This is a genomic window from Klebsiella huaxiensis, from assembly GCF_003261575.2.
Lineage (GTDB): Bacteria > Pseudomonadota > Gammaproteobacteria > Enterobacterales > Enterobacteriaceae > Klebsiella > Klebsiella huaxiensis.
In genome coordinates, this window is the sequence record NZ_CP036175.1 from 1,600,098 (window position 1) to 1,620,559 (window position 20,462).

Below are 20,462 nucleotides of genomic sequence, written 5' to 3' on the forward strand. Positions count from 1 at the left end.
AGACATTAAGGAGACAGCCATGAAACACGATCATTTTGTTGTTCAAAGCCCCGCGACCCCTGCACAGCAACTGCTGCTGCTGTTTCATGGCGTCGGCGATAACCCGGTTGCCATGGGGCAAATCGGCAGCTGGTTTGCGCCGCTCTTCCCGGATGCGCTGATCGTCAGTATCGGTGGCGCGGAGCCGTGCGGCCCGCCCCCTGGACGCCAGTGGTTCTCCGTGCAGGGCGTTACCGAAGAAAACCGCCAGCAGCGTGTAGACGCCATTATGCCAACCTTTATCGAGACCGTTCGCTATTGGCAGCAGCAAAGCGGCGTCGGCCCGCAGGCAACGGCGTTAATTGGCTTCTCGCAAGGGGCGATTATGTCGCTGGAGAGCATTAAAACGCAGCCGGGGCTGGCATCGCGGGTAATTGCGTTTAACGGTCGCTATGCATCTCTGCCGGAGAAGGCGACCACGGCGACGACTATCCACCTGATTCACGGCGGTGAAGATCGCGTTATCGATCTGGCATGGGCGGTAGCCGGGCAAGAAGCGCTTCAGCAGGCAGGCGGTGACGTAACGCTGGATATTGTTGAGGACCTGGGACACGCCATTGACGATCGCAGCATGCAGTTTGCGCTCGATCATCTGCGTTTTACCGTACCGAAGCACTATTTTGACGAAGCGCTCAGCGGCAGTACGCCAAAAGACAGCGATATTATCGAGCTGCTGTAAATAAAAAACCCGGAGGCGATGCTGCGCATCTGTCCGGGCTACAAAAGTGTACCTTGCCCGAACCCGTAGTCCGGGCAAGGCGCGTTGAGCGCCGCCCCCGGGAAAATAGCGGCACACTGTGTTAATTTCCCGGAGGCGATGCTGTGCATCTGTTCGGACTACCGGATCTGCAGGACCCATAGACATAACTGAAGTAAGACGCTTACTTTTTCTTCGACTGGTCGTTCTTTGGCCAGTCATCATCATCGTCCCACTTATCGTTGCAGTCGCGATGCGGCGGAAGATCCGGCTTATTGTTGAGAAATTTTTTATGGTCAACGCGGGTAAGATCCTTAATTACGTTGATCATGACGCCCACTAAAAATACCAACACCAGGATCCACCAGTATTTCGATAGCCAATCCATGCGCTCTACCTCTTATCTATTGATGCCGTCAGGCGACCAGCTGTTCCATGATGCGTTGGTACATTCGCGCCAGTAGCTGGAGATCGGCGGCATTAACACATTCGTTGATTTTATGAATAGTGGCATTCACTGGCCCCAGCTCTACCACCTGCGCCCCCATGCGTGCGATAAAACGCCCGTCGGAGGTGCCGCCATTGGTCAGGAGCTGCGGTTTAATTTCATTATAGTGCTCAATGGCGTTCACCACCGCATCAACCAGTTTACCGCGGCCGGTCAGGAACGGCTGGCCCGAAAGCCACCAGTCAACGCTGTAGCGCAGTTCGTATTTCTCCAGCAGTGCTACAACGCGCGCTTTGATCATTTCGTCAGTCAATTCTGTGCTAAAGCGGAAGTTGAACTGCACGAACATATCGCCGGGAATCACGTTGTTGCTACCGGTTCCGGCCTGCACGTTAGCGATTTGCATGCTGGTTGGCGGGAAGAAATCGTTACCTTTATCCCATTCAATATTCACCAGCTCTGCCAGCATCGGCGCGGCGCGGTGGACCGGGTTATCCGCGAGGTGGGGATAGGCCACGTGCCCCTGCACGCCGTGAATGGTCAGGTTGCAGGTCAGGGAGCCGCGACGGCCATTTTTGACGACGTCGCCGACAACTTCGGTGCTGGAGGGTTCTCCGACCAGACAGTAATCCAGGCGCTCGTTACGCGCCATTAGCGCTTCCACGACTTTAACGGTGCCGTTTTTGGCGCTGGCTTCTTCATCTGAGGTGATCAGAAATGCCAGGCGACCTTGATGGTTCGGATACTGGGCGACAAAGCGTTCAGCGGCAACCACCATCGCAGCGAGAGAGCCTTTCATGTCTGCCGCGCCGCGGCCAAACAGCATTCCATCACGAATAGTAGGTTCGAAAGGCGGGTTAATCCAGCGGTCGGCATCGCCAGAAGGGACGACATCAGTATGGCCGGCGAAAGCCAGCGTTTCCCCGCGCCCGCGCCAGGCCCAGAAGTTTTGGGTATCGCCGAAATCCATCGGTTCAACGGTAAAGCCAATCGCACGCAGACGTTCAATCATTAACGCCTGGCATCCCGCATCATCGGGACTGAGGGAAGGGCGGCGAATAAGCTGCTGAGCCAGCTCAATGACCGGGCAAGACATAGACTACACCTCGTTAAACTGCTGATAACTAGATTCACTGAAACCCAGCAGCATAGGCTGACCGGGCGCACAGAGCAATGGGCGTTTGATGATTGCCGGCATTTCCAGCATCAGTTTTGCCGCAGCATCGGCGTTATCGATACCTGCGCGGACCGTTTCGTCTAGCTTGCGCCAGGTGGTGCCGCGGGTATTGAGCAGCGCTTCCCAGCCGAGTTCATCTATAAAGGTATCTAATAATTCGCGGTCCAGACCATCAACCCGATAATCATGAAAGCGATATTCTATCTGCTGGGCTTCCAGCCAGCGGCGGGCCTTTTTTATGGTATCGCAATTTTTTATCCCGTACATGGTGAGCATGATTAAACCTTTTCCATTGAATTAAACGTTTGACCAGGAATGTTCCGAATATATAAGTCGTTAATAAATAATACGTGAATTACGTTAATAAATATCGTTTTTTACCCGTGATATATCCTGAACGTTATCTATTGGTTGTTTTTTGACCTGCTTTTACGCTGTGACTTGTCACAAGCCGAGTGAGGGCGGATTGTGCTGATGAACAAATGTTGCTGAATGTTGCTATTGGTCACATTAAACGGGTTAAATTCGGCTCATAGTGCTTACGAATGAAAGGGCTTTTTCTGGAGGCGGTAATTAAAGTAATCAGAGCGATAGCGTAAACACACTTTTCACCATCAACGAATTTGCATAAAATCACCCATAATAATAAGAGAGGCTATTATGATTGAGCATGAACTAGGGAAGGTGCGAATAAGCAGGTCATTTCTTCCCAAGCTGACTCGCTGATTAAAATTTCGCGGATCTGGGCCGATTTTTTTCCCGCAAACACATCGAATCAGCCTATTTAGGCTATTTTTTCCACCATTTCTGGCGTTATTTCCGGTTTTTACTGAGATCTCTCCCACTGACGTATCATTTGGTCCACCCGAAACAGGTTGGCCAGGGTGAATAACATCGCCAGTTGGTTATCGTTTTTCAGCAGCCCCTTGTATCTGGCTTTCACGAAGCCGAACTGCCGCTTGATGATGCGAAACGGGTGCTCCACCCTGGCACGGATGCTGGCTTTCATGTATTCGATGTTGATGGCCGTTTTGTTCTTGCGCGGATGCTGCTTCAAGGTTTTTACCCTGCCGGGACGCTCGGCGATCAGCCAGTCCACATCCACCTCGGCCAGCTCCTCGCGCTGTGGCGCTCCTTGGTAGCCGGCATCGGCTGAGACAAATTGCTCCTCTCCATGAAGCAGATTACCCAGCTGATTGAGGTCATGCTCGTTGGCCGCGGTGGTGACCAGGCTGTGGGTCAGGCCACTCTTGGCATCGACACCAATGTGGGCCTTCATGCCAAAGTGCCACTGATTGCCTTTCTTGGTCTGATGCATCTCCGGATCGCGTTGCTGCTCATTGTTCTTGGTAGAGCTGGGTGCCTCAATGATGGTGGCATCCACCAAAGTGCCTTGGGTCATCATGACGCCTGCTTCGGCCAGCCAGCGATTGATGGTCTTGAACAATTGACGGGCCAGTTGATGCTGCTCGAGCAGGTGGCGGAAATTCATGATGGTGGTGCGATCCGGCAGGGCGCTATCCAGGGATAATCGGGCAAACAGGCGCATGGAGGCGATTTCGTACAGGGCATCTTCCATGGCACCGTCGCTCAGGTTGTACCAATGCTGCATGCAGTGAATACGCAGCATGGTCTCCAGCGGATAGGGCCGTCGGCCATTGCCCGCCTTGGGATAAAACGGCTCGATGACAGCGGTCATATTCTGCCATGGCAGAATCTGCTCCATGCGGGAGAGGAAAATCTCTTTTCGGGTCTGACGGCGCTTAGTGCTGAATTCACTATCGGCGAAGGTGAGTTGATGGCTCATGATGTCCCTCTGGGATGCGCTCCGGATGAATATGATGATCTCATATCAGGAACTTGTTCGCACCTTCCCTAGGGAACTGGAAAGATTTTATTGAAGGTATGCTTCGTAAATAAATTTCCATAATGTAAGTAGGGCGATTCCACGGGCAGAATAATAATGCAGTCGAAACGACCAATTATGAAAAGGCGACACTTTCGGTCGCCTTTTCTGTTATTAATCCCGGTAAAATAAAGCAGACTTATCTCTTTGTTATTGCGGCCGTTCCTTAAGCGGGAAGCGACGGCGCACCAGCACGAAGAACAGCGGTACGAAGAAGATTGCCAGCACGGTAGCGGAGATCATTCCGCCCATCACGCCAGTCCCCACCGCATGCTGGCTGCCGGAACCGGCCCCGGTGCTGGTCGCCATCGGCAGCACGCCGAAGATAAACGCCAGCGAAGTCATCAGGATTGGCCGCAGTCGCTGGCGACAGGCCGATAGCGTCGCGATAAGCAGGTCTTCACCTTTCTGGTTTAACTCATTGGCAAACTCGACGATAAGAATGGCGTTTTTTGCCGACAAGCCGATAACCGTTAACAGACCCACCTGGAAATAAACGTCGTTTTCCAGACCGCGCATCCAGGTCGCCAGCAGCGCGCCGATAACCCCCAGTGGTACCACCAGCATCACCGAGAACGGCACCGACCAGCTTTCGTACAGCGCCGCCAGACACAAGAACACAACCAGCAGCGAAATGGCGTACAGCGCCGGGGCCTGCGCGCCGGAGAGGCGTTCCTGATAAGACATCGCCGTCCACTCCACGCCAAATCCATTCGGTAGCTGCTGGGCCAGTTCTTCCATGATTGTCATGGCGGTACCGGTACTGACGCCCGGGGCGGCTTCACCGACGATCTCCACCGCCGAGTAGCCGTTGTAGCGCTCCAGACGCGGCGAGCCGGTCTCCCAGCGCGAGGTGGCGAAGGCGGAGAAGGGCACCATCGTGCCGCTGTTGTTGCGTACATACCAAAGATTGATATCGTCCGGCAGCATGCGATATGGCGCTGCGGCCTGAACATAAACCTTCTTCACGCGACCCCGGTCCATAAAGTCATTGACGTAGCTCGAGCCCCAGGCGGTTTGCAGCGTATCGTTGATATCGTCGATGGACACGCCCAGCGCCTGCGCTTTACGCTGATCGATGTCGACCTGCAACTGCGGGCTATCGTCGAGGCCGTTATGGCGAACACGGGTCAATTGGTCATTTTTGGCAGCCAACTCCAGCAGGGTATCACGGGCGGCCATCAGCGCTTCGTGTCCGTTACCGGCGTGGTCCTCCAGCTCCATATCGAAACCGGCGGAGCTGCCCAGCCCGCTAATAGCCGGTGGGCTGCTGGCGAACACGCGCGCTTCTTTAATTTTGTTAAACGCCTTGGTTGCGCGTTCGATGATGGCAAAGGATGAACCGGTTGTCGGATCGCGCTCGTCCCAATCTTTCAGACGCACGAACATGCGCGCTACGTTCTGCCCGTTGCCGCCGGGGCCGGAGCCGATGGTGGCGAATACCGATTCGACGTTCTGTTTCTCCTGTTTCAGGAAGTAATCTTCCGCCTGCTGTACCACTTTCAGCGTCTGCTGCTGGGTCGCGCCGCTGGGCAATTGCACCGACGTGGTAAACATGCCGCGGTCTTCCAGCGGCAGGAATGACGTAGGAAGATGCAGGAACAGAAATACCATCCCGCCCAACAGCAGGATGTAGAGCATTATCCAGCGCAGCGAACGGTGAAGAATTTTGGCGACGACGGATTCGTAGCGGTCGGCATTACGGTTAAACATGCGGTTAAACCAGCCGAAGAAGCCCCGTTGTCCGTGGGATTCTCCTTTATGAATCGGTTTGAGCAAGGTGGCGCACAGCGCTGGCGTCAGGATCATCGCCACCAGGACGGATAGCACCATCGCTGAGACAATCGTTATTGAGAACTGACGATAGATAGCGCCGGTAGTGCCGCCGAAGAAGGCCATCGGCACAAATACCGCCGAGAGCACCATGGCAATGCCGACCAGCGCCCCCTGGATCTGCCCCATCGATTTTCGCGTCGCCTCTCGCGGCGAAAGACCTTCCTCGCTCATGATGCGCTCGACGTTTTCCACGACCACGATGGCATCATCCACCAGCAGGCCGATCGCCAGCACCACGGCGAACATGGTTAAGGTGTTGATGCTGTAACCGCAGGTGTAGAGGACGGCGAAGGTTCCCATCAGTACCACCGGAACGGCGATGGTGGGGATCAGCGTGGCACGGAAGTTCTGCAAGAACAGGTACATCACGAGGAACACCAGCGCGATGGCTTCCAGCAGCGTTTTCGCTACGTCGGTAATTGATGCTTTCACGAAAGAAGTAGTTTCGTAGGCAACTTTGTATTCCAGACCGTGCGGGAAGTATTGCGATAGCTCGTTCAGGCGGTTGATAACGCGTTCGGCGGTCGCCATTTCGTTAGCGCCGGATGCCAGTTTTATTCCCAGGCCGGAAGCGGCCTGACGGTTGTAGCGGCTAAGATAATCGTATTTTTCCGCCCCCATCTCGACGGTGGCGACGTCGCCGAGAGTAACCTCGGAACCATCCTGGTTAACCCGCAGGGTGATATCGCGAAACTGCTCCGGGGTTTGTAGTAACGATTGTGAATTAATCGTGGCGTTAAGCGCCTGCTTATCTATCGACGGCGTGCCGCCTAACTGGCCGACGGCGATCTGCGCGTTCTGTGAGGAAATGGCATCGGTGACGTCTTTTGCCGTCATCTGAAAACTATTGAGCTTGGCCGGGTCGAGCCAGATGCGCATTGAGTACTGGGAGCCGTACGCGTCGATGTCACCGACGCCGTTTACGCGGCTCAGCGGGTCCTGAATATTACTGGCGACGTAGTCGGAGATATCCTGTTTATCCATGCTGCCATCGGTAGAGACAAAGGCGATGGTCAGGATATTGGTATCCCCGGTTTTGCGCACCGTGACGCCCTGGTTTTGTACAGCCTGCGGGAGTTTGCGCATTGCTGATTGCAGCTGGTTTTGCACCTGCTGGACGGCTTCATCCGGGTCGGTGCCGGCGGTAAAGCTCAGCGTTACGGTTGCCTGGCCGGTGCCGCTGCTTTGGGATGACATATACATCAGGTTGTCGAGGCCGGTCATATTCTGCTCGATAACCTGAGTCACGGTATTTTCCAGCGTCTGTGCTGAAGCGCCGGGGTAGTTCGCCGTCACCCGCACGTTAGGGGGGGCAAGTTCGGGATACTGCTCAACGGGAAGCGACAAGATTGCGAGCGTACCGGTCAGGCATAAAAGGATTGCCAGGACCCACGCAAAAATGGGGCGATCGATGAAAAAATTCGCCATCAGAATTAGAACCTCATTGTGCACATTTTTTGTTATTGCATAGCCTGTGACACTCTAGCGGCAAGCCCTCAGGCAATCGTGGAGAAATTAAGGAGATAGTGTAATTTATCATGTGCCTTTTATGGCAGCGTAAAGAACTGTCCTGCTATCTCCACCAATCTTCTGCTTTTCTGCGCATCGTCGCCTGACCTCTAACGTAACCAATTATTACTTAGCTAAATAAAACGTAATTTCATTTAAGTCAAAAAAATTGATCCAACTCGGGTTATCACCAAAAAATCGGCAACCTGTGCAAATGCACATTGTCCCTGCACCGTTTTGTCGGGTAATAGATAAGCATGCGAATTGAGGGGTTATTCACCAATAAGACTGAAGGATGTCATGAACCACTTTATTTTAAGCGATAGTCATAAGTGCATCGGATGCCAGGCTTGTGAAGTTGCCTGCGTCATGGCGCACAACGATGAGCAGCATGTATTGACCCCGCAGCGTTTCTTGCCGCGTATTACGGTTATCAAAAGCGAGCAAAAACGTAACGCAGTAACATGTCACCATTGTGAAGGAGCTCCTTGCGCCCGGAGCTGTCCAAATGGCGCAATCAGTCAGCTTAACGGCAGCGTGCAGGTTAATCAGGAGAAATGTATCGGTTGCAAATCCTGTATGGTTGCCTGCCCGTTTGGCGTGATGCAAATTGTTCTCACCCCAGTACAGGAGGGGAAATTTAAAGCGACGGCGCACAAATGCGATTTGTGTATTGGTCGTGAAGAGGGGCCCGCCTGCGTGCAAAACTGCCCGGCACAAGCATTGCAGCTGGCGACGGACAACACGCTGTTAAATCTGGCAAGACAGCGGCGTCAGCGCGCAGCGCGTCTGGAAGCGCAGCCGTGGCATAGCCACCCGGGCGCAGTAACATCGCCGTGTTCGGGCGGAAAGGTTGCCCAGATGGCCGCCACGCCATCGCGCGGTGAGCCTGACAAGCTGTCCGCTGAAGCGCGCAAAGCCAACTTTTCTGAGATCTATCTGCCGTTCCGCGCCGACCAGGCCAACCGCGAGGCGGAACGCTGCCTGAAGTGTGGAGAAAACAGTATTTGCGAATGGACCTGTCCGCTGCATAACCATATTCCGCAGTGGATTGAGCGAGTGAAAGAGGGCGATATCTCAGCAGCCGTTGAGCTTTCTCATCAAACTAACTGCCTGCCGGAAATCACTGGCCGCGTTTGTCCGCAAGATCGCCTGTGCGAAGGGGCCTGTACGCTGCGCGATGAGCACGGTTCGGTCACTATCGGCAATATTGAGCGCTATATTTCCGATCAGGCGCTGGCCAGCGGCTGGCGACCCGATCTCTCGCAGGTCGTCGAAAGCGGCAAGCGGGTGGCGATTATTGGTGCCGGTCCTGCGGGGCTTGCTTGTGCCGACCGCCTGGTGCGCAATGGCGTGCAGCCAGTCGTGTTTGACCGCCATCCGGAAATCGGCGGTCTGCTGACATTCGGTATCCCGGCCTTCAAGCTGGATAAGTCACTCCTTGCCCGGCGACGCGAAATCTTTACCCAGATGGGCGTACGCTTTGAGCTGAACTGCGAGATAGGCAAGGATATCCCGCTGACCACGCTGCTTGAGGACTATGATGCGGTGTTTATTGGTGCCGGAACCTATCGCTCCATGAAAGCGGATCTGCCGAATGAAGACGCCCCCGGCGTGTACGATGCGCTGCCGTTCCTGATCGCCAACACCAAGCAGGTGATGGGGCTTCTGGAGCTGCCGGAAGAGCCTTACGTCAACACAGAAGGCCTGAACGTGGTCGTGCTGGGTGGTGGCGATACGGCGATGGACTGCGTGCGTACCGCACTGCGTCACGGTGCGAAACAGGTGACCTGCGCCTATCGTCGCGATGAAGCCAACATGCCAGGCTCGAAAAAAGAGGTCAAAAACGCGCGCGAAGAGGGTGCGATGTTTGAGTTCAACGTTCAGCCGGTAACGCTGGAACTGGATGCTGAGGGTAACGTCAACGGCGTGCGCTTCCTGCGTACCCAGCTTGGTGCACCGGATGCCCAGGGTCGCCGTAGCCCGTCGCCGATCCCAGGGAGTGAATTCGTCATGCCCGCTGATGCGGTAATTATGGCTTTTGGTTTCCATCCGCACGGCATGCCGTGGCTGGAGTCGGTCGGCGTACAGCTCGACAGTCGCGGACGAATCAAAGCCAATGTCGAAAGCCGCTATCGTTACCAGACCACCCATCGCAAGGTGTTTGCTGGCGGTGATGCGGTGCGCGGTGCCGACCTGGTGGTGACCGCGATGGCCGAAGGCCGCCACGCGGCGCAGGGGATCATGGATTTCCTCGACGTTAAACCGATTCCTCTTCACTAGCGACAAAGCAGGTCCCACGGCGTAGTATGGCGACGTTATTTCATGCCGTGGGGCCCGTATGTCACTCAATATCAACGTTATCAAAGATAAAATTCTCTCCGAAAACTGGTTCGTTTTACGCAATATGACCTACGAGCTGACGCGCAGCGACGGCAGCGTGGTTCGCCATAAACGTGAGGTCTACGATCGCGGCAACGGCGCCACCATCATGCTCTATAACCGCCGCAAGCAAAGCGTGGTCCTGGTGCGCCAGTTTCGCGTCGCGACGTGGATAAACGGCAACGAAGACGGCATGTTGATTGAGACCTGCGCTGGGCTGTTGGATAACGACGAGCCAGAAGTGTGCGTGCGCAAAGAAGCTATCGAAGAGACCGGCTTTGAGGTCGGCGAAGTGCGTAAACTGTTCGAGCTGTATATGTCCCCCGGTGGCGTCACCGAGCTTATCCACTTCTTTATCGCTGAATACAGCGATGCCCAGCGGGCTACCGATGGCGGTGGGGTTGATGATGAAGAGATTGACGTGCTTGAGCTGCCTTTCAGCCAGGCGCTGGAGATGGTGACGAATGGGGAAATACGTGATGGCAAAGCGGTGATCCTCCTGCAATATTTGCAAACTTCCGGGCTAATGACGCGGGATATCTGATAAATCCGATTGAGTAAAAGCTCGTCGCTGGTGAACATAACCGCTGTTAATCGTGTTCTCACCGGGGTCGTGCCGCTCATGTTGTATCGGGTTATTTTGTTCCTGCTTTTCGGTTTGCTACCGACTTCGTTGGCGTGGGCGGCGCCGGCGCAACAGCTCTTTAGCGACTGGATGGTAACCTGCAATAATCAAAACTTCTGCGTCGCCCGCAACGTTGGGTTACATCATGGGCTGGTAATGACCCTCACTCGCAGCGCCGGAGCGGCCACTAACGCCAGCCTGCGCATCGAACTTGGTGGCGTGGGCAACCCGGTTGCTACCCTGGCACCGATTGCGCCTCGCCTTCTCCTCGACGGTCAGTCCCTGACGTTGGGCGATGAACACTGGCAGATTGCCGATAAACTCCTTAAAACCGACGATAGCGTCACCATTGATGCCTTCCTGCAACAAGTGCAGGAAGCGCAGGCGATTACCCTCGAAAATGGCCTGCAGAAGATTTCTCTGGAGGGGCTGAAGGCCGCTTTGTTGTTTATTGATAACCGACAAAAGCGAGTGGGTAGCGAAACGGCGTGGATTGGTAAGGGAGAAGAGCCGCCGCTTAGCGTTCCGCCAGCGCCTGCGCTGCGGACGGTAGCGAAAGTGGATATGACGCAATCGCCCCTCAGTCGTGATGAGCTTAACGATCTGATGGATTACGGTAACGAACGAATGAATAACAGCGCCTGTTCACTGGACCCGTTTCGCCGCGAGGTACGGGTTGCCGCGCTGACTGACGATAAAGTTCTGCTGATGACCAGCTGTGAAGCGGGCGCTTACAACACCATCTGGTTGGCCTGGCTGGTGTCGCGCCAGCGTCCATTTATTGCCCGCCCGCTACGCTTGACGCTGCCTTTCCAGCCCCCCGGCGATGCGCCCCGCGCGATTGAGCTGGTTAACGCCAGCTATGACGATCGGCACCAGGAGCTGGTGACGCTGGATAAAGGGCGTGCGCCCGGCGACTGCGGGACGCAAACGCGCTGGCGCTATGACGGCCAGCGGTTTAGCCTTGTGCGCTACGCCCGGCAGCCGCAATGCGATAACTGGCAGGGGCCAGACGCCTGGCCCACTTTATGGGTTACCCGTTCAGTCGCGCAGCCGCCACGCTGATAAGACGCTCAACGGTGAAACCCGTTCTGTAACTCATCCCCTACTCTGACGATATGATCAACGGTAAAGCCGAAGAACGGGAAGAGGTCATCCGCCGGAGCCGATTCGCCAAAGCCGGTCATACCGACAACCTTGCCTTTCAAGCCAACGTATTTATACCAGTAGTCGGCGATCCCGGCCTCGACGGCGACGCGAGCTTCTACGCCCGATGGCAGGACCGATTCCCGATACGCCTCGTCCTGGGTATCAAACACATCGGTTGACGGCAGGGAGACGACACGAACGTTTACCCCGTTGGCGAGCAGCTTCTCCGCTGCCAGCACGGTAATCTCCACTTCCGAGCCGGTGGCGATCAGGATCAGATCCGGCTTGCCGCCAGCGTCCTTCAGTATGTATCCGCCGCGCGCAATATTCTGCACCTGCTCCGGCGTGCGCGCCATTTGCGTCAAATTTTGTCTGGAGAGGATGAGCGCAGTCGGTCCGTTGTGACGCTCTACCGCCAGTTTCCACGCCACTGCGGCTTCCACTTGATCGCACGGTCGCCAGGTGCTGAAATTCGGCGTCAGGCGCAGGCTGGCAAGCTGTTCCACCGCCTGGTGAGTTGGGCCATCCTCACCAAGTCCAATAGAATCGTGGGTATAAACCATGATTTGCCGCGCTTTCATCAACGCCGCCATCCGCGCCGCATTGCGGGCATATTCGACAAACATCAGGAAGGTAGCGGTATAGGGGACAAACCCACCATGATGCGCGATGCCGTTGGCAATGGCGGTCATGCCGAATTCGCGTACCCCGTAGTGAATGTAGTTGCCCGCCAGATCTTCTTTTAGCGAGGTAGAACCTTTCCAAATGGTCAGGTTACTTGGCGCGAGATCCGCCGAACCACCGAGCAGTTCCGGCAGCAGCGGACCGTAAATATTTAGGGTGTTTTGTGATGCTTTACGGGTGGCGATTTTCGCCGGATTGGCCTGTAGGTCGGCAATATATTTCTGCGTAGTTTCATTCCAGGAGTCAGGCAGACCGCCGCTCATGCGACGCGTAAACTCGGCCGCCAGGTCCGGCCAGGATTTTTGGTATGCGGCAAACTTCTCTTGCCAGTTTTTCTGCGCTTTTTCGCCTTTTTCGCGGGCGTCCCAGGCACGGTAAATTTCTTTGGGGATTTCAAAAGCGGGATGGTGCCAGCCCAGTTTCTGCCGCGCCAGCGCCACTTCCTGTTCGCCTAGCGCCGCGCCGTGGGCCTCTTCTTTGCCGGCTTTATTTGGCGAACCAAAGCCAATCACCGTCCGGCAGATAATCAGCGACGGTTTATCTTTCACGCTCTGGGCTTCCAGAATAGCTTTCTTCACCGCTTCCGGATCGTGGCCGTCGATTTCATGTACCACATGCCAGTGGTAGGCTTCGAAGCGTTTTGCTGTGTCATCGGTAAACCAGCCTTTAACTTCGCCATCAATGGAGATGCCGTTGTGATCGTAGAAGCCGATGAGCTTGCCTAACCCCAGCGTGCCTGCCAGCGAGCACACCTCGTGGGAGATCCCCTCCATCAGGCAACCATCTCCCATAAAAACATAAGTGAAGTGATCGACAATCTCGTGTCCTGGCTGATTAAACTGCGCGGCCAGCGTGCGCTCGGCGATAGCCAGACCGACGGCATTCGCCAGCCCCTGTCCCAGCGGCCCGGTGGTGGTTTCAACACCTGGGGTATAGCCAATTTCCGGATGGCCTGGGGTTTTTGAGTGCAGTTGACGGAAGTTTTTCAACTCCGCAATGGGTAAGTCATAGCCCGTCAGATGCAACAGGCTGTAAAGCAGCATCGAAGCATGGCCGTTAGACAAAATAAAGCGGTCACGGTCGTACCACTGCGGGTTTTCGGGGTTGTGCTTGAGAAAATCATTCCACAGCACCTCGGCGATATCCGCCATACCCATTGGGGCGCCGGGATGGCCGGAATTGGCTTTCTGAACAGCATCCATACTCAGGGCGCGAATCGCGTTGGCAAGTTCTCTTCGGGACATAATGTGCTCCTGAAACAATACGTTGCGTGAGTTTTTATTGGCTTAGGATAGAGAGGGTGATGAGTTGCATAACTAAAAAGCATAGCAGATGGGGCTATCATTGCTTCCTAATCTAAGTTACATAAACATTATAAATCGATAACAAATATAACTTTGTTTTGGCGAGAGTTTGGCGGTGTTCAAAGTTTACGAAGCCGTCAGGCGAGATACTAGGTGGCCCTTTAGGGTGAACACCCGATACGCCATTACGCTTCACCCCTACGATCGATATGTGAAAGGAAAGATAAAATGGATGAGCAGTTAAAACAAAGCGCCCTCGACTTCCATGAATTCCCTGTTCCCGGAAAAATCCAGGTTTCCCCGACTAAACCGCTCGCGACTCAGCGTGACCTGGCTCTGGCCTACTCGCCGGGCGTTGCCGCCCCGTGTCTGGAAATCGAAAAAGATCCGCTGGCGGCCTACAAATATACCGCGCGTGGCAACCTTGTTGCGGTGGTCTCTAACGGCACGGCGGTTCTGGGACTTGGCCATATCGGCGCGCTGGCCGGTAAGCCGGTGATGGAAGGGAAAGGCGTTCTGTTTAAAAAATTCGCTGGTATCGATGTGTTTGATATTGAAGTCGATGAACTGGACCCGGACAAATTTATCAACGTCGTCGCGGCGCTGGAGCCGACTTTCGGCGGTATCAACCTGGAGGATATTAAAGCGCCGGAGTGCTTCTACATTGAGCAGAAGCTGCGCGAGCGCATGAATATTCCGGTCTTCCATGACGATCAGCACGGTACGGCGATTATCAGTACGGCGGCGATTCTTAACGGTCTTCGGGTGGTGGAAAAAAACATCTCCGATGTACGGATGGTGGTTTCCGGTGCAGGCGCGGCGGCGATCGCCTGTATGAACCTGTTGGTAGCGCTGGGGATGCAGAAGCACAACATCGTGGTGTGCGACTCGAAAGGGGTTATCTACAAAGGCCGTGAGCCGAACATGGCGGAAACCAAAGCGGCTTACGCGGTGGAAGACAGCGGTAAACGCACGCTGGATGACGTGATTGAGGAGGCGGATATTTTCCTTGGCTGTTCGGGCCCGAAAGTACTGACCCAGGAGATGGTCAAGAAAATGGCTCGCGCGCCAATGATTCTGGCGCTGGCTAATCCGGAGCCGGAAATTCTGCCACCGCTGGCGAAAGAGGTGCGCTCCGACGCCATTATCTGCACCGGTCGCTCCGACTATCCAAACCAGGTTAACAACGTACTCTGCTTCCCGTTCATCTTCCGCGGGGCGTTGGACGTCGGCGCAACGGCGATTAACGAAGAGATGAAGCTGGCGGCGGTAAATGCGATTGCTGAGTTGGCTCACGCCGAGCAGAGCGAAGTTGTAGCTTCAGCCTACGGCGATCAGGATTTGAGCTTCGGTGCGGAATACATCATTCCGAAACCGTTCGACCCGCGCCTGATCGTTAAGATCGCTCCCGCGGTGGCGAAAGCAGCGATGGACTCAGGCGTAGCCACGCGTCCGATTGCCGATTTTGATGCCTACGTCGAGAAACTGAGCGAGTTCGTCTACAAAACCAACCTGTTTATGAAGCCGATTTTCTCGCAGGCGCGTAAAGAGCCGAAGCGCATCGTGCTGGCGGAAGGTGAAGATAACCGCGTGCTGCACGCGACGCAGGAGCTTGTGACGCTGGGGCTGGCAAAGCCAATTCTGATTGGTCGTCCGAGCGTTATTGAGATGCGCGTTCAGAAGCTGGGCCTGCAGATTAAACCGGGTGTCGATTTTGAAATCGTCAACAACGAGTCCGATCCGCGTTTTAAAGAGTATTGGCAGGAATACTACGGCCTGATGAAACGCAACGGTATTACGCAAGAACAGGCGCAGCGTGAGATGATCAGCAACACCACCGCCATCGGCGCAATCATGGTACAGCGTGGAGAAGCGGACGGAATGATTTGTGGCACCATTGGTGATTACCACGAGCATTTCCACGTCATTAAGCCGTTGTTTGGCTACCGTGATGGCGTCCATACCGCCGGAGCGATGAACGCGCTGTTGTTGCCGAGCGGCAACACTTTTATCGCCGATACCTATGTTAACCACGACCCGTCACCAGAGCAGATTGCTGAAATTGCGCTGATGGCGGCAGAGAGCGTACGTCGTTTTGGTATCGAACCGCGGGTGGCGCTGTTGTCGCACTCGAACTTCGGTTCGTCGGATTGCCCTTCCGCCAGCAAAATGCGCCAGGCGCTGGAACTGGTGAAAGCGCGTGCGCCGGATTTGATGATCGATGGTGAAATGCACGGTGATGCTGCGCTGGTGGAAAGCATTCGTAACGACCGGATGCCGGACAGTCCGCTGAAAGGCTCGGCGAATATCCTGGTAATGCCGAATATGGAAGCGGCACGTATTAGTTACAACCTACTTCGCGTCTCCAGCTCCGAAGGCGTCACCGTAGGTCCGGTGTTAATGGGCGTGGCGAAGCCGGTGCATATTCTGACACCTATTGCCTCAGTACGCCGAATTGTGAATATGGTCGCACTGGCGGTTGTCGAAGCGCAAACTCAACCGCTGTAATATTCGTTTAATTAATTCAGGCGCGGGAAATCTTCCCGCGCTTTTTTATTTTTGTTCATAAGTGATCTATCTCACCTTTTAAATCAGCTTGCCGAATTTTGTTATTTACTCCAGCAAAAACTTGTCACGATTAGCTCAAGTTTTAGCGGAGCGGTGAGCCATGGATAAAGAACGCATCATTCAGGAATTTGTACCCGGCAAGCAGGTTACGCTGGCGCATCTGATTGCGCACCCCGGTGCAGAGCTGGCGAAAAAGATCGGCGTTCCCGAATCCGGCGCTATCGGCATTATGACCCTGACCCCAGGGGAAACCGCGATGATCGCCGGGGATTTAGCGATGAAGGCCGCCGATGTGCATATCGGTTTTCTCGACAGATTTAGCGGCGCGCTGGTTATCTATGGTTCGGTCGGCGCGGTAGAAGAGGCGCTACTGCAAACGGTTAGCGGACTGGGCAGATTATTAAATTATACCCTCTGCGAGTTAACAAAAAGCTAATTAGAGGCGGCGATGAAACGTATTGCATTTGTCGGTACGGTGGGCGCGGGAAAAACAACGCTATTTAACGCGTTGCAGGGGAATTATTCCCTCGCCAGGAAAACGCAGGCCGTGGAATTTAATGAAAGTGGCGATATCGACACGCCTGGGGAATATTTCAGTCATCCGCGCTGGTATCACGCGTTAATTACCACGCTACAGGATGTGGATACGCTGATTTATGTCCATGCAGCCAATGACAAAGAGAGTCGCTTACCTGCCGGGCTGTTGGATATCGGCACCAGTAAACGACAAATCGCCGCAATCAGCAAAACGGATATGCCGGATGCCGACGTTGCCGCAACGCGACGGTTACTTCACGCAATGGGGTTTCAGGAGCCGATTTTTGAACTCAATGGTCACGACCCGCAAAGCGTACAGCACCTGGTGGATTATCTGACAGAGCTCAGCCAAAAGGAGGAAGGGGCAGGTGAAGAAACTCATCACAGCTAACGATATTCGTGCGGCCCACGCACGCGGTGAACAGAAGATATCGATTGTTCTGCGCGCCAGCATCATCACCCCGGAGGCCCGCGAAGTTGCGGATCTGCTGGGCGTCGCCATTACCGAATGCGATGAATCCACACCTGCGGTGGCGGCACCGGTAGCAGAGGAGAAAACGGAAAGTCAGCGCATTCGTGAAACCATCATCGCGCAGCTGCCGGAAGGACAGTTTACCGAAAGTCTGGTCGCGCAGTTGATGGACAAGGTGATGAAGGAGAAACAGTCGCTGGCGCAGGGCGATATGCAGCCCAGCTTTAAATCGGTCACTGGCAAAGGTGGCGTAAAAGTCATTGACGGCAGCAGCGTCAAGTTTGGCCGCTTCGACGGTGCCGAACCGCACTGCGTCGGCTTAACGGACTTAGTCACCGACCAGGACGGCAGCAGTATGGCCGCCGGGTTTATGCAGTGGGAAAACGCTTTTTTCCCGTGGACGCTGAATTACGACGAGGTTGATATAGTGCTGGAGGGCGAACTGCACGTGCGCCATGAAGGCGAAACCATGATTGCCAAAGCCGGTGACGTGATGTTTATCCCGAAAGGTTCGAGCATCGAGTTCGGCACTCCGTCGAGCGTGCGCTTCCTGTACGTTGCCTGGCCTGCGAACTGGCAATCGCTATGAAAGATTTCATCACCGAAGCCTGGCTCAGAGCAAACCACACGCTCAGCGAAGGAGCAGAGATTCATCTGCCCGCCGATGCTCGCCTGACGCCATCAGCTCGGGAACTGCTGGAAAGCCGCCGTCTGCGCATTAAGTTTATCGACGAACAGGGAAGCCTGTTTGTTGATGATGATCAGCAGCAGCCGCAGCCGGTACATGGCTTAACCAGCAGCGAAACGCACCCGCAGGCGTGCTGCGAGCTGTGTCGCCAGCCGGTGGTGAAAAAGCCCGACACGCTGACCCATCTGACGGCAGACAAGATGGTCGCCAAAAGCGACCCGCGTTTGGGCTTTCGCGCGGTGCTCGATAGCACTATCGCACTGGCGGTGTGGCTGCAAATCGAACTGGCGGAACCGTGGCAGCCGTGGCTGGCGGATATTCGCTCGCGTCTGGGCAACATTATGCGCGCCGACGCCATGGATGAACCGCTGGCGGCGCAGTCCATCGTCGGCTTGAACGAAGATGAGCTGCACCGGCTTTCCCATCAGCCGCTGCGCTATCTCGACCACGATCATCTGGTGCCGGAAGCCAGTCATGGCCGCGATGCTGCGCTGCTGAATCTGTTGCGTACCAAGGTGCGTGAGGCAGAAACGGTTGCCGCCCAGGTCTTTATTAGCCGCAGTTTTGAGGTATTGCGCCCGGACATTCTGCAGGCGCTAAACCGCCTCTCCAGTACCGTCTACGTGATGATGATTCTGTGCGTCACGAAGCATTCGCTCACCGTTAGCCAAATACAACAACGCCTGGGAGGGGAGCAATGATTATTGAACGCGCTCGCCAACTTGCATTGCATTCACCCGCTCGGGTGGTCTTTCCGGACGCGCTGGATGTTCGCGTGCTGAAGGCCGCGCACTACCTGCAACAGCAGGGGCTGGCAAGGCCGATTCTGGTCGCCAGTCCGTTTGCTCTGCGCCAGTTTGCGCTCAGCCACCGCGTGCCGATGGACGGTATTCAGGTCATCGACCCGCATAGCAATCTGTCGATGCGCGAAGCGTTTGCCGAGCGCTGGCTGGCCCGTGCCGGAGAGAAAACGCCGCCGGATGCGCTGGAAAAACTCAATGACCCGCTGATGTTCGCCGCCGCCATGGTGAGCGCCGGTAAGGCTGATGTGTGTATTGCTGGCAACCTCTCATCTACGGCGAACGTGCTGCGTGCCGGATTGCGGATTATTGGCCTGCTGCCGGGTTGCAAAACGCTGTCGTCGATTTTCCTGATGTTGCCGCAGTACATCGGACCGGCATTAGGCTTCGCCGATTGCAGCGTGGTGCCGCAACCGACGGCGGCGCAACTGGCGGATATCGCTATCGCCAGCGCCGACACCTGGCGAGTCATTACCGGCGAGGAGCCGCGCGTCGCGATGCTGTCTTTCTCAAGCAACGGCAGCGCCCGCCACCCCAATGTTGCCAACGTACAGCAGGCGACCGAGATCGTCCGCCAGCGTGCGCCGCAGCTGATGGTGGACGGCGAACTGCAGTTTGATGCCGCTTTCGTGCCGGATGTCGCCGCGCAGAAAGCGCCCGCCAGCCCGCTTGAAGGCAATGCGAACGTGATGGTCTTCCCATCGCTGGAGGCGGGCAATATTGGCTACAAAATCGCCCAGCGGCTGGGCGGCTATCGCGCCGTTGGACCGCTCATTCAGGGGCTTGCCGCGCCGCTTCACGATCTCTCCCGAGGTTGTAGCGTGCAGGAAATTATCGAACTGGCGTTAGTGGCAGCCGTGCCGCGCCAGACTGACGCGAATCGGGTAAACGACTCGCAAACACTCGTTGTATAGGTCCCGTTCTGGACCCCCTTTGATTAAGAGGAAAACACAATGGAAGCATTAGGAATGATTGAAACCCGGGGCCTGGTTGCGCTGATTGAGGCTTCTGACGCAATGGTTAAAGCCGCACGCGTGAAGCTGGTTGGCGTGAAGCAGATCGGTGGCGGCCTGTGTACTGCCATGGTGCGTGGCGATGTGGCGGCGTGTAAAGCCGCGACGGATGCCGGTGCCGCAGCGGCGCAGCGCATTGGCGAGCTGGTCTCGGTACACGTTATTCCGCGTCCGCATGGCGATCTGGAAGAAGTGTTTCCGATCAGCTTTAAAGGCGACAGCAGCAACCTGTAACCGCTCTCTGTGACGTCACCTGCTGGCGTCACGTTCTCCCTTTTGCAAATGGCTCTCTACGGAGGGCAGGGAACTGCTTTACCTGAAATAAGCCACGGAGGCGGATATGAAACTGGCAATCGTCACAGGACAAATTGTTTGTACCGTCCGCCATCAGGGACTGGCGCACGACAAATTGCTGATGGTGGAAATGATTGATGCCCAGGGTAATCCCGACGGGCAGAGCGCCGTCGCTATCGACAATATTGGCGCGGGGCCCGGTGAGTGGGTGCTGTTGGTTAGCGGTAGCTCAGCCCGCCAGGCGCATGCGCGTGAATCCTCTCCCGTCGACCTGTGCGTGATTGGCATCGTCGATGAAGCGGTGGCTGGTGGTCAGGTGATCTTTCACAAATAG

At 55.5% G+C, this 20,462-nt stretch carries 19 protein-coding genes and 1 pseudogene; 13 read left to right on the top strand and 7 right to left on the bottom strand.

All coding sequences use genetic code 11. The features are described 5' to 3' along the window. The first annotated feature begins 19 nt into the window (after positions 1 to 19). A complete protein-coding gene (ypfH, locus tag DA718_RS07685) occupies positions 20 to 718 on the top strand; it encodes an esterase (RefSeq protein WP_112215496.1) in 699 nt (232 codons plus the stop codon). 202 nt (positions 719 to 920) lie between these two features. Here ypfH and DA718_RS07690 read toward each other — a convergent pair whose 3' ends face one another. The 5 genes from DA718_RS07690 to DA718_RS07705 all read right to left on the bottom strand — a co-directional run bounded on the left by DA718_RS07690 (position 921) and on the right by DA718_RS07705 (position 4,168). Then, positions 921 to 1,124, bottom strand: a complete 204-nt coding sequence (locus tag DA718_RS07690; RefSeq protein WP_112215497.1) for a YpfN family protein — start codon at positions 1,122 to 1,124, stop codon at positions 921 to 923. A gap of 28 nt (positions 1,125 to 1,152) precedes the next feature. Beyond that, positions 1,153 to 2,280, bottom strand: a complete 1,128-nt coding sequence (dapE, locus tag DA718_RS07695) for a succinyl-diaminopimelate desuccinylase (protein WP_112215498.1) — start codon at positions 2,278 to 2,280, stop codon at positions 1,153 to 1,155. Between the two features lie 3 nt (positions 2,281 to 2,283). Next, a complete protein-coding gene (locus DA718_RS07700; RefSeq protein ID WP_110272155.1) occupies positions 2,284 to 2,637 on the bottom strand; it encodes an ArsC family reductase in 354 nt (117 codons plus the stop codon). A gap of 338 nt (positions 2,638 to 2,975) precedes the next feature. Further along, positions 2,976 to 3,206 (bottom strand): hypothetical protein, encoded by a 231-nt coding sequence (locus DA718_RS30910; protein WP_323808949.1) that lies wholly within the window; start codon positions 3,204 to 3,206, stop codon positions 2,976 to 2,978. Further along, a complete protein-coding gene (locus tag DA718_RS07705) occupies positions 3,188 to 4,168 on the bottom strand; it encodes an IS5-like element ISKpn26 family transposase (RefSeq protein WP_016947617.1) in 981 nt (326 codons plus the stop codon). The genes DA718_RS30910 and DA718_RS07705 overlap by 19 nt, the downstream gene beginning before the upstream one ends. Before the next feature lie 53 nt (positions 4,169 to 4,221). Here DA718_RS07705 and ypfM point away from each other — a divergent pair, with 53 nt between their 5' ends. Beyond that, the gene (gene ypfM, locus DA718_RS31025) at positions 4,222 to 4,281 is read left to right on the top strand and encodes a protein YpfM (RefSeq protein ID WP_152036156.1); all 60 of its coding nucleotides are present in this window, start codon (positions 4,222 to 4,224) and stop codon (positions 4,279 to 4,281) included. A gap of 136 nt (positions 4,282 to 4,417) precedes the next feature. Here ypfM and acrD read toward each other — a convergent pair whose 3' ends face one another. After that, positions 4,418 to 7,531: a multidrug efflux RND transporter permease AcrD gene (gene acrD, locus DA718_RS07710; RefSeq protein WP_112212885.1), complete on the bottom strand. Its 3,114-nt coding sequence runs from the start codon at positions 7,529 to 7,531 to the stop codon at positions 4,418 to 4,420. A 381-nt stretch (positions 7,532 to 7,912) separates the two neighbouring features. On the opposite strand from acrD, the gene aegA reads away from it, so the two are divergent. The 3 genes and pseudogenes from aegA to DA718_RS07725 all read left to right on the top strand — a co-directional run bounded on the left by aegA (position 7,913) and on the right by DA718_RS07725 (position 11,684). Then, entirely contained in the window at positions 7,913 to 9,895 is a 1,983-nt protein-coding gene (aegA, locus tag DA718_RS07715; RefSeq protein ID WP_112212886.1) for a formate-dependent uric acid utilization protein AegA, read from the top strand. A 58-nt stretch (positions 9,896 to 9,953) separates the two neighbouring features. Beyond that, positions 9,954 to 10,551: pseudogene (gene nudK, locus DA718_RS07720) on the top strand (GDP-mannose pyrophosphatase NudK). Between the two features lie 65 nt (positions 10,552 to 10,616). Continuing rightward, on the top strand, positions 10,617 to 11,684 hold the full coding sequence (locus DA718_RS07725; RefSeq protein ID WP_112212888.1) for a DUF1176 domain-containing protein: 1,068 nt from the start codon (positions 10,617 to 10,619) through the stop codon (positions 11,682 to 11,684). Between the two features lie 8 nt (positions 11,685 to 11,692). Here DA718_RS07725 and tkt read toward each other — a convergent pair whose 3' ends face one another. Continuing rightward, positions 11,693 to 13,696, bottom strand: coding sequence for a transketolase (gene tkt, locus DA718_RS07730; protein WP_112212889.1), 2,004 nt, complete (start codon positions 13,694 to 13,696; stop codon positions 11,693 to 11,695). A 288-nt stretch (positions 13,697 to 13,984) separates the two neighbouring features. Here tkt and maeB point away from each other — a divergent pair, with 288 nt between their 5' ends. From maeB to eutN, 8 genes are all read left to right on the top strand, one after another. After that, complete coding sequence (gene maeB, locus DA718_RS07735; RefSeq protein ID WP_112212890.1) at positions 13,985 to 16,264, top strand: NADP-dependent oxaloacetate-decarboxylating malate dehydrogenase; 2,280 nt, start codon at positions 13,985 to 13,987, stop codon at positions 16,262 to 16,264. A 160-nt stretch (positions 16,265 to 16,424) separates the two neighbouring features. Beyond that, entirely contained in the window at positions 16,425 to 16,760 is a 336-nt protein-coding gene (eutS, locus tag DA718_RS07740) for an ethanolamine utilization microcompartment protein EutS (protein WP_004123425.1), read from the top strand. 12 nt (positions 16,761 to 16,772) lie between these two features. Beyond that, positions 16,773 to 17,252 carry an ethanolamine utilization acetate kinase EutP gene (gene eutP / locus DA718_RS07745; RefSeq protein ID WP_110272168.1) on the top strand — a complete coding sequence of 160 codons (480 nt, stop codon included), beginning with the start codon at positions 16,773 to 16,775 and terminating at the stop codon, positions 17,250 to 17,252. After that, positions 17,230 to 17,922 carry an ethanolamine utilization acetate kinase EutQ gene (eutQ, locus tag DA718_RS07750; RefSeq protein ID WP_112212891.1) on the top strand — a complete coding sequence of 231 codons (693 nt, stop codon included), beginning with the start codon at positions 17,230 to 17,232 and terminating at the stop codon, positions 17,920 to 17,922. The genes eutP and eutQ overlap by 23 nt, the downstream gene beginning before the upstream one ends. Then, positions 17,919 to 18,722, top strand: coding sequence for an ethanolamine utilization cob(I)yrinic acid a,c-diamide adenosyltransferase EutT (eutT, locus tag DA718_RS07755; protein WP_112212892.1), 804 nt, complete (start codon positions 17,919 to 17,921; stop codon positions 18,720 to 18,722). Before eutQ ends, eutT begins: the two co-directional genes overlap by 4 nt. Beyond that, complete coding sequence (gene pta / locus DA718_RS07760) at positions 18,719 to 19,735, top strand: phosphate acetyltransferase (RefSeq protein WP_112212893.1); 1,017 nt, start codon at positions 18,719 to 18,721, stop codon at positions 19,733 to 19,735. Before eutT ends, pta begins: the two co-directional genes overlap by 4 nt. 39 nt (positions 19,736 to 19,774) lie before the next feature. After that, a complete protein-coding gene (gene eutM, locus DA718_RS07765; RefSeq protein WP_110272172.1) occupies positions 19,775 to 20,068 on the top strand; it encodes an ethanolamine utilization microcompartment protein EutM in 294 nt (97 codons plus the stop codon). Between the two features lie 106 nt (positions 20,069 to 20,174). Beyond that, positions 20,175 to 20,462: an ethanolamine utilization microcompartment protein EutN gene (eutN, locus tag DA718_RS07770; protein ID WP_110272173.1), complete on the top strand. Its 288-nt coding sequence runs from the start codon at positions 20,175 to 20,177 to the stop codon at positions 20,460 to 20,462.

Bases quoted from the DNA above. Each gene is read 5' to 3' on its own strand.
- acrD (WP_112212885.1), bottom strand. From the start codon at position 7,531: ATGGCGAATTTTTTCATCGATCGCCCCATTTTTGCGTGGGTCCTGGCA.
- DA718_RS07705 (WP_016947617.1), bottom strand. From the start codon at position 4,168: ATGAGCCATCAACTCACCTTCGCCGATAGTGAATTCAGCACTAAGCGC.
- eutM (WP_110272172.1), top strand. From the start codon at position 19,775: ATGGAAGCATTAGGAATGATTGAAACCCGGGGCCTGGTTGCGCTGATT.
- tkt (WP_112212889.1), bottom strand. From the start codon at position 13,696: ATGTCCCGAAGAGAACTTGCCAACGCGATTCGCGCCCTGAGTATGGAT.
- eutN (WP_110272173.1), top strand. From the start codon at position 20,175: ATGAAACTGGCAATCGTCACAGGACAAATTGTTTGTACCGTCCGCCAT.
- pta (WP_112212893.1), top strand. From the start codon at position 18,719: ATGATTATTGAACGCGCTCGCCAACTTGCATTGCATTCACCCGCTCGG.
- DA718_RS07725 (WP_112212888.1), top strand. From the start codon at position 10,617: ATGTTGTATCGGGTTATTTTGTTCCTGCTTTTCGGTTTGCTACCGACT.
- maeB (WP_112212890.1), top strand. From the start codon at position 13,985: ATGGATGAGCAGTTAAAACAAAGCGCCCTCGACTTCCATGAATTCCCT.
- dapE (WP_112215498.1), bottom strand. From the start codon at position 2,280: ATGTCTTGCCCGGTCATTGAGCTGGCTCAGCAGCTTATTCGCCGCCCT.
- DA718_RS07690 (WP_112215497.1), bottom strand. From the start codon at position 1,124: ATGGATTGGCTATCGAAATACTGGTGGATCCTGGTGTTGGTATTTTTA.
- DA718_RS07700 (WP_110272155.1), bottom strand. From the start codon at position 2,637: ATGCTCACCATGTACGGGATAAAAAATTGCGATACCATAAAAAAGGCC.
- aegA (WP_112212886.1), top strand. From the start codon at position 7,913: ATGAACCACTTTATTTTAAGCGATAGTCATAAGTGCATCGGATGCCAG.
- ypfH (WP_112215496.1), top strand. From the start codon at position 20: ATGAAACACGATCATTTTGTTGTTCAAAGCCCCGCGACCCCTGCACAG.
- eutS (WP_004123425.1), top strand. From the start codon at position 16,425: ATGGATAAAGAACGCATCATTCAGGAATTTGTACCCGGCAAGCAGGTT.
- eutP (WP_110272168.1), top strand. From the start codon at position 16,773: ATGAAACGTATTGCATTTGTCGGTACGGTGGGCGCGGGAAAAACAACG.
- eutT (WP_112212892.1), top strand. From the start codon at position 17,919: ATGAAAGATTTCATCACCGAAGCCTGGCTCAGAGCAAACCACACGCTC.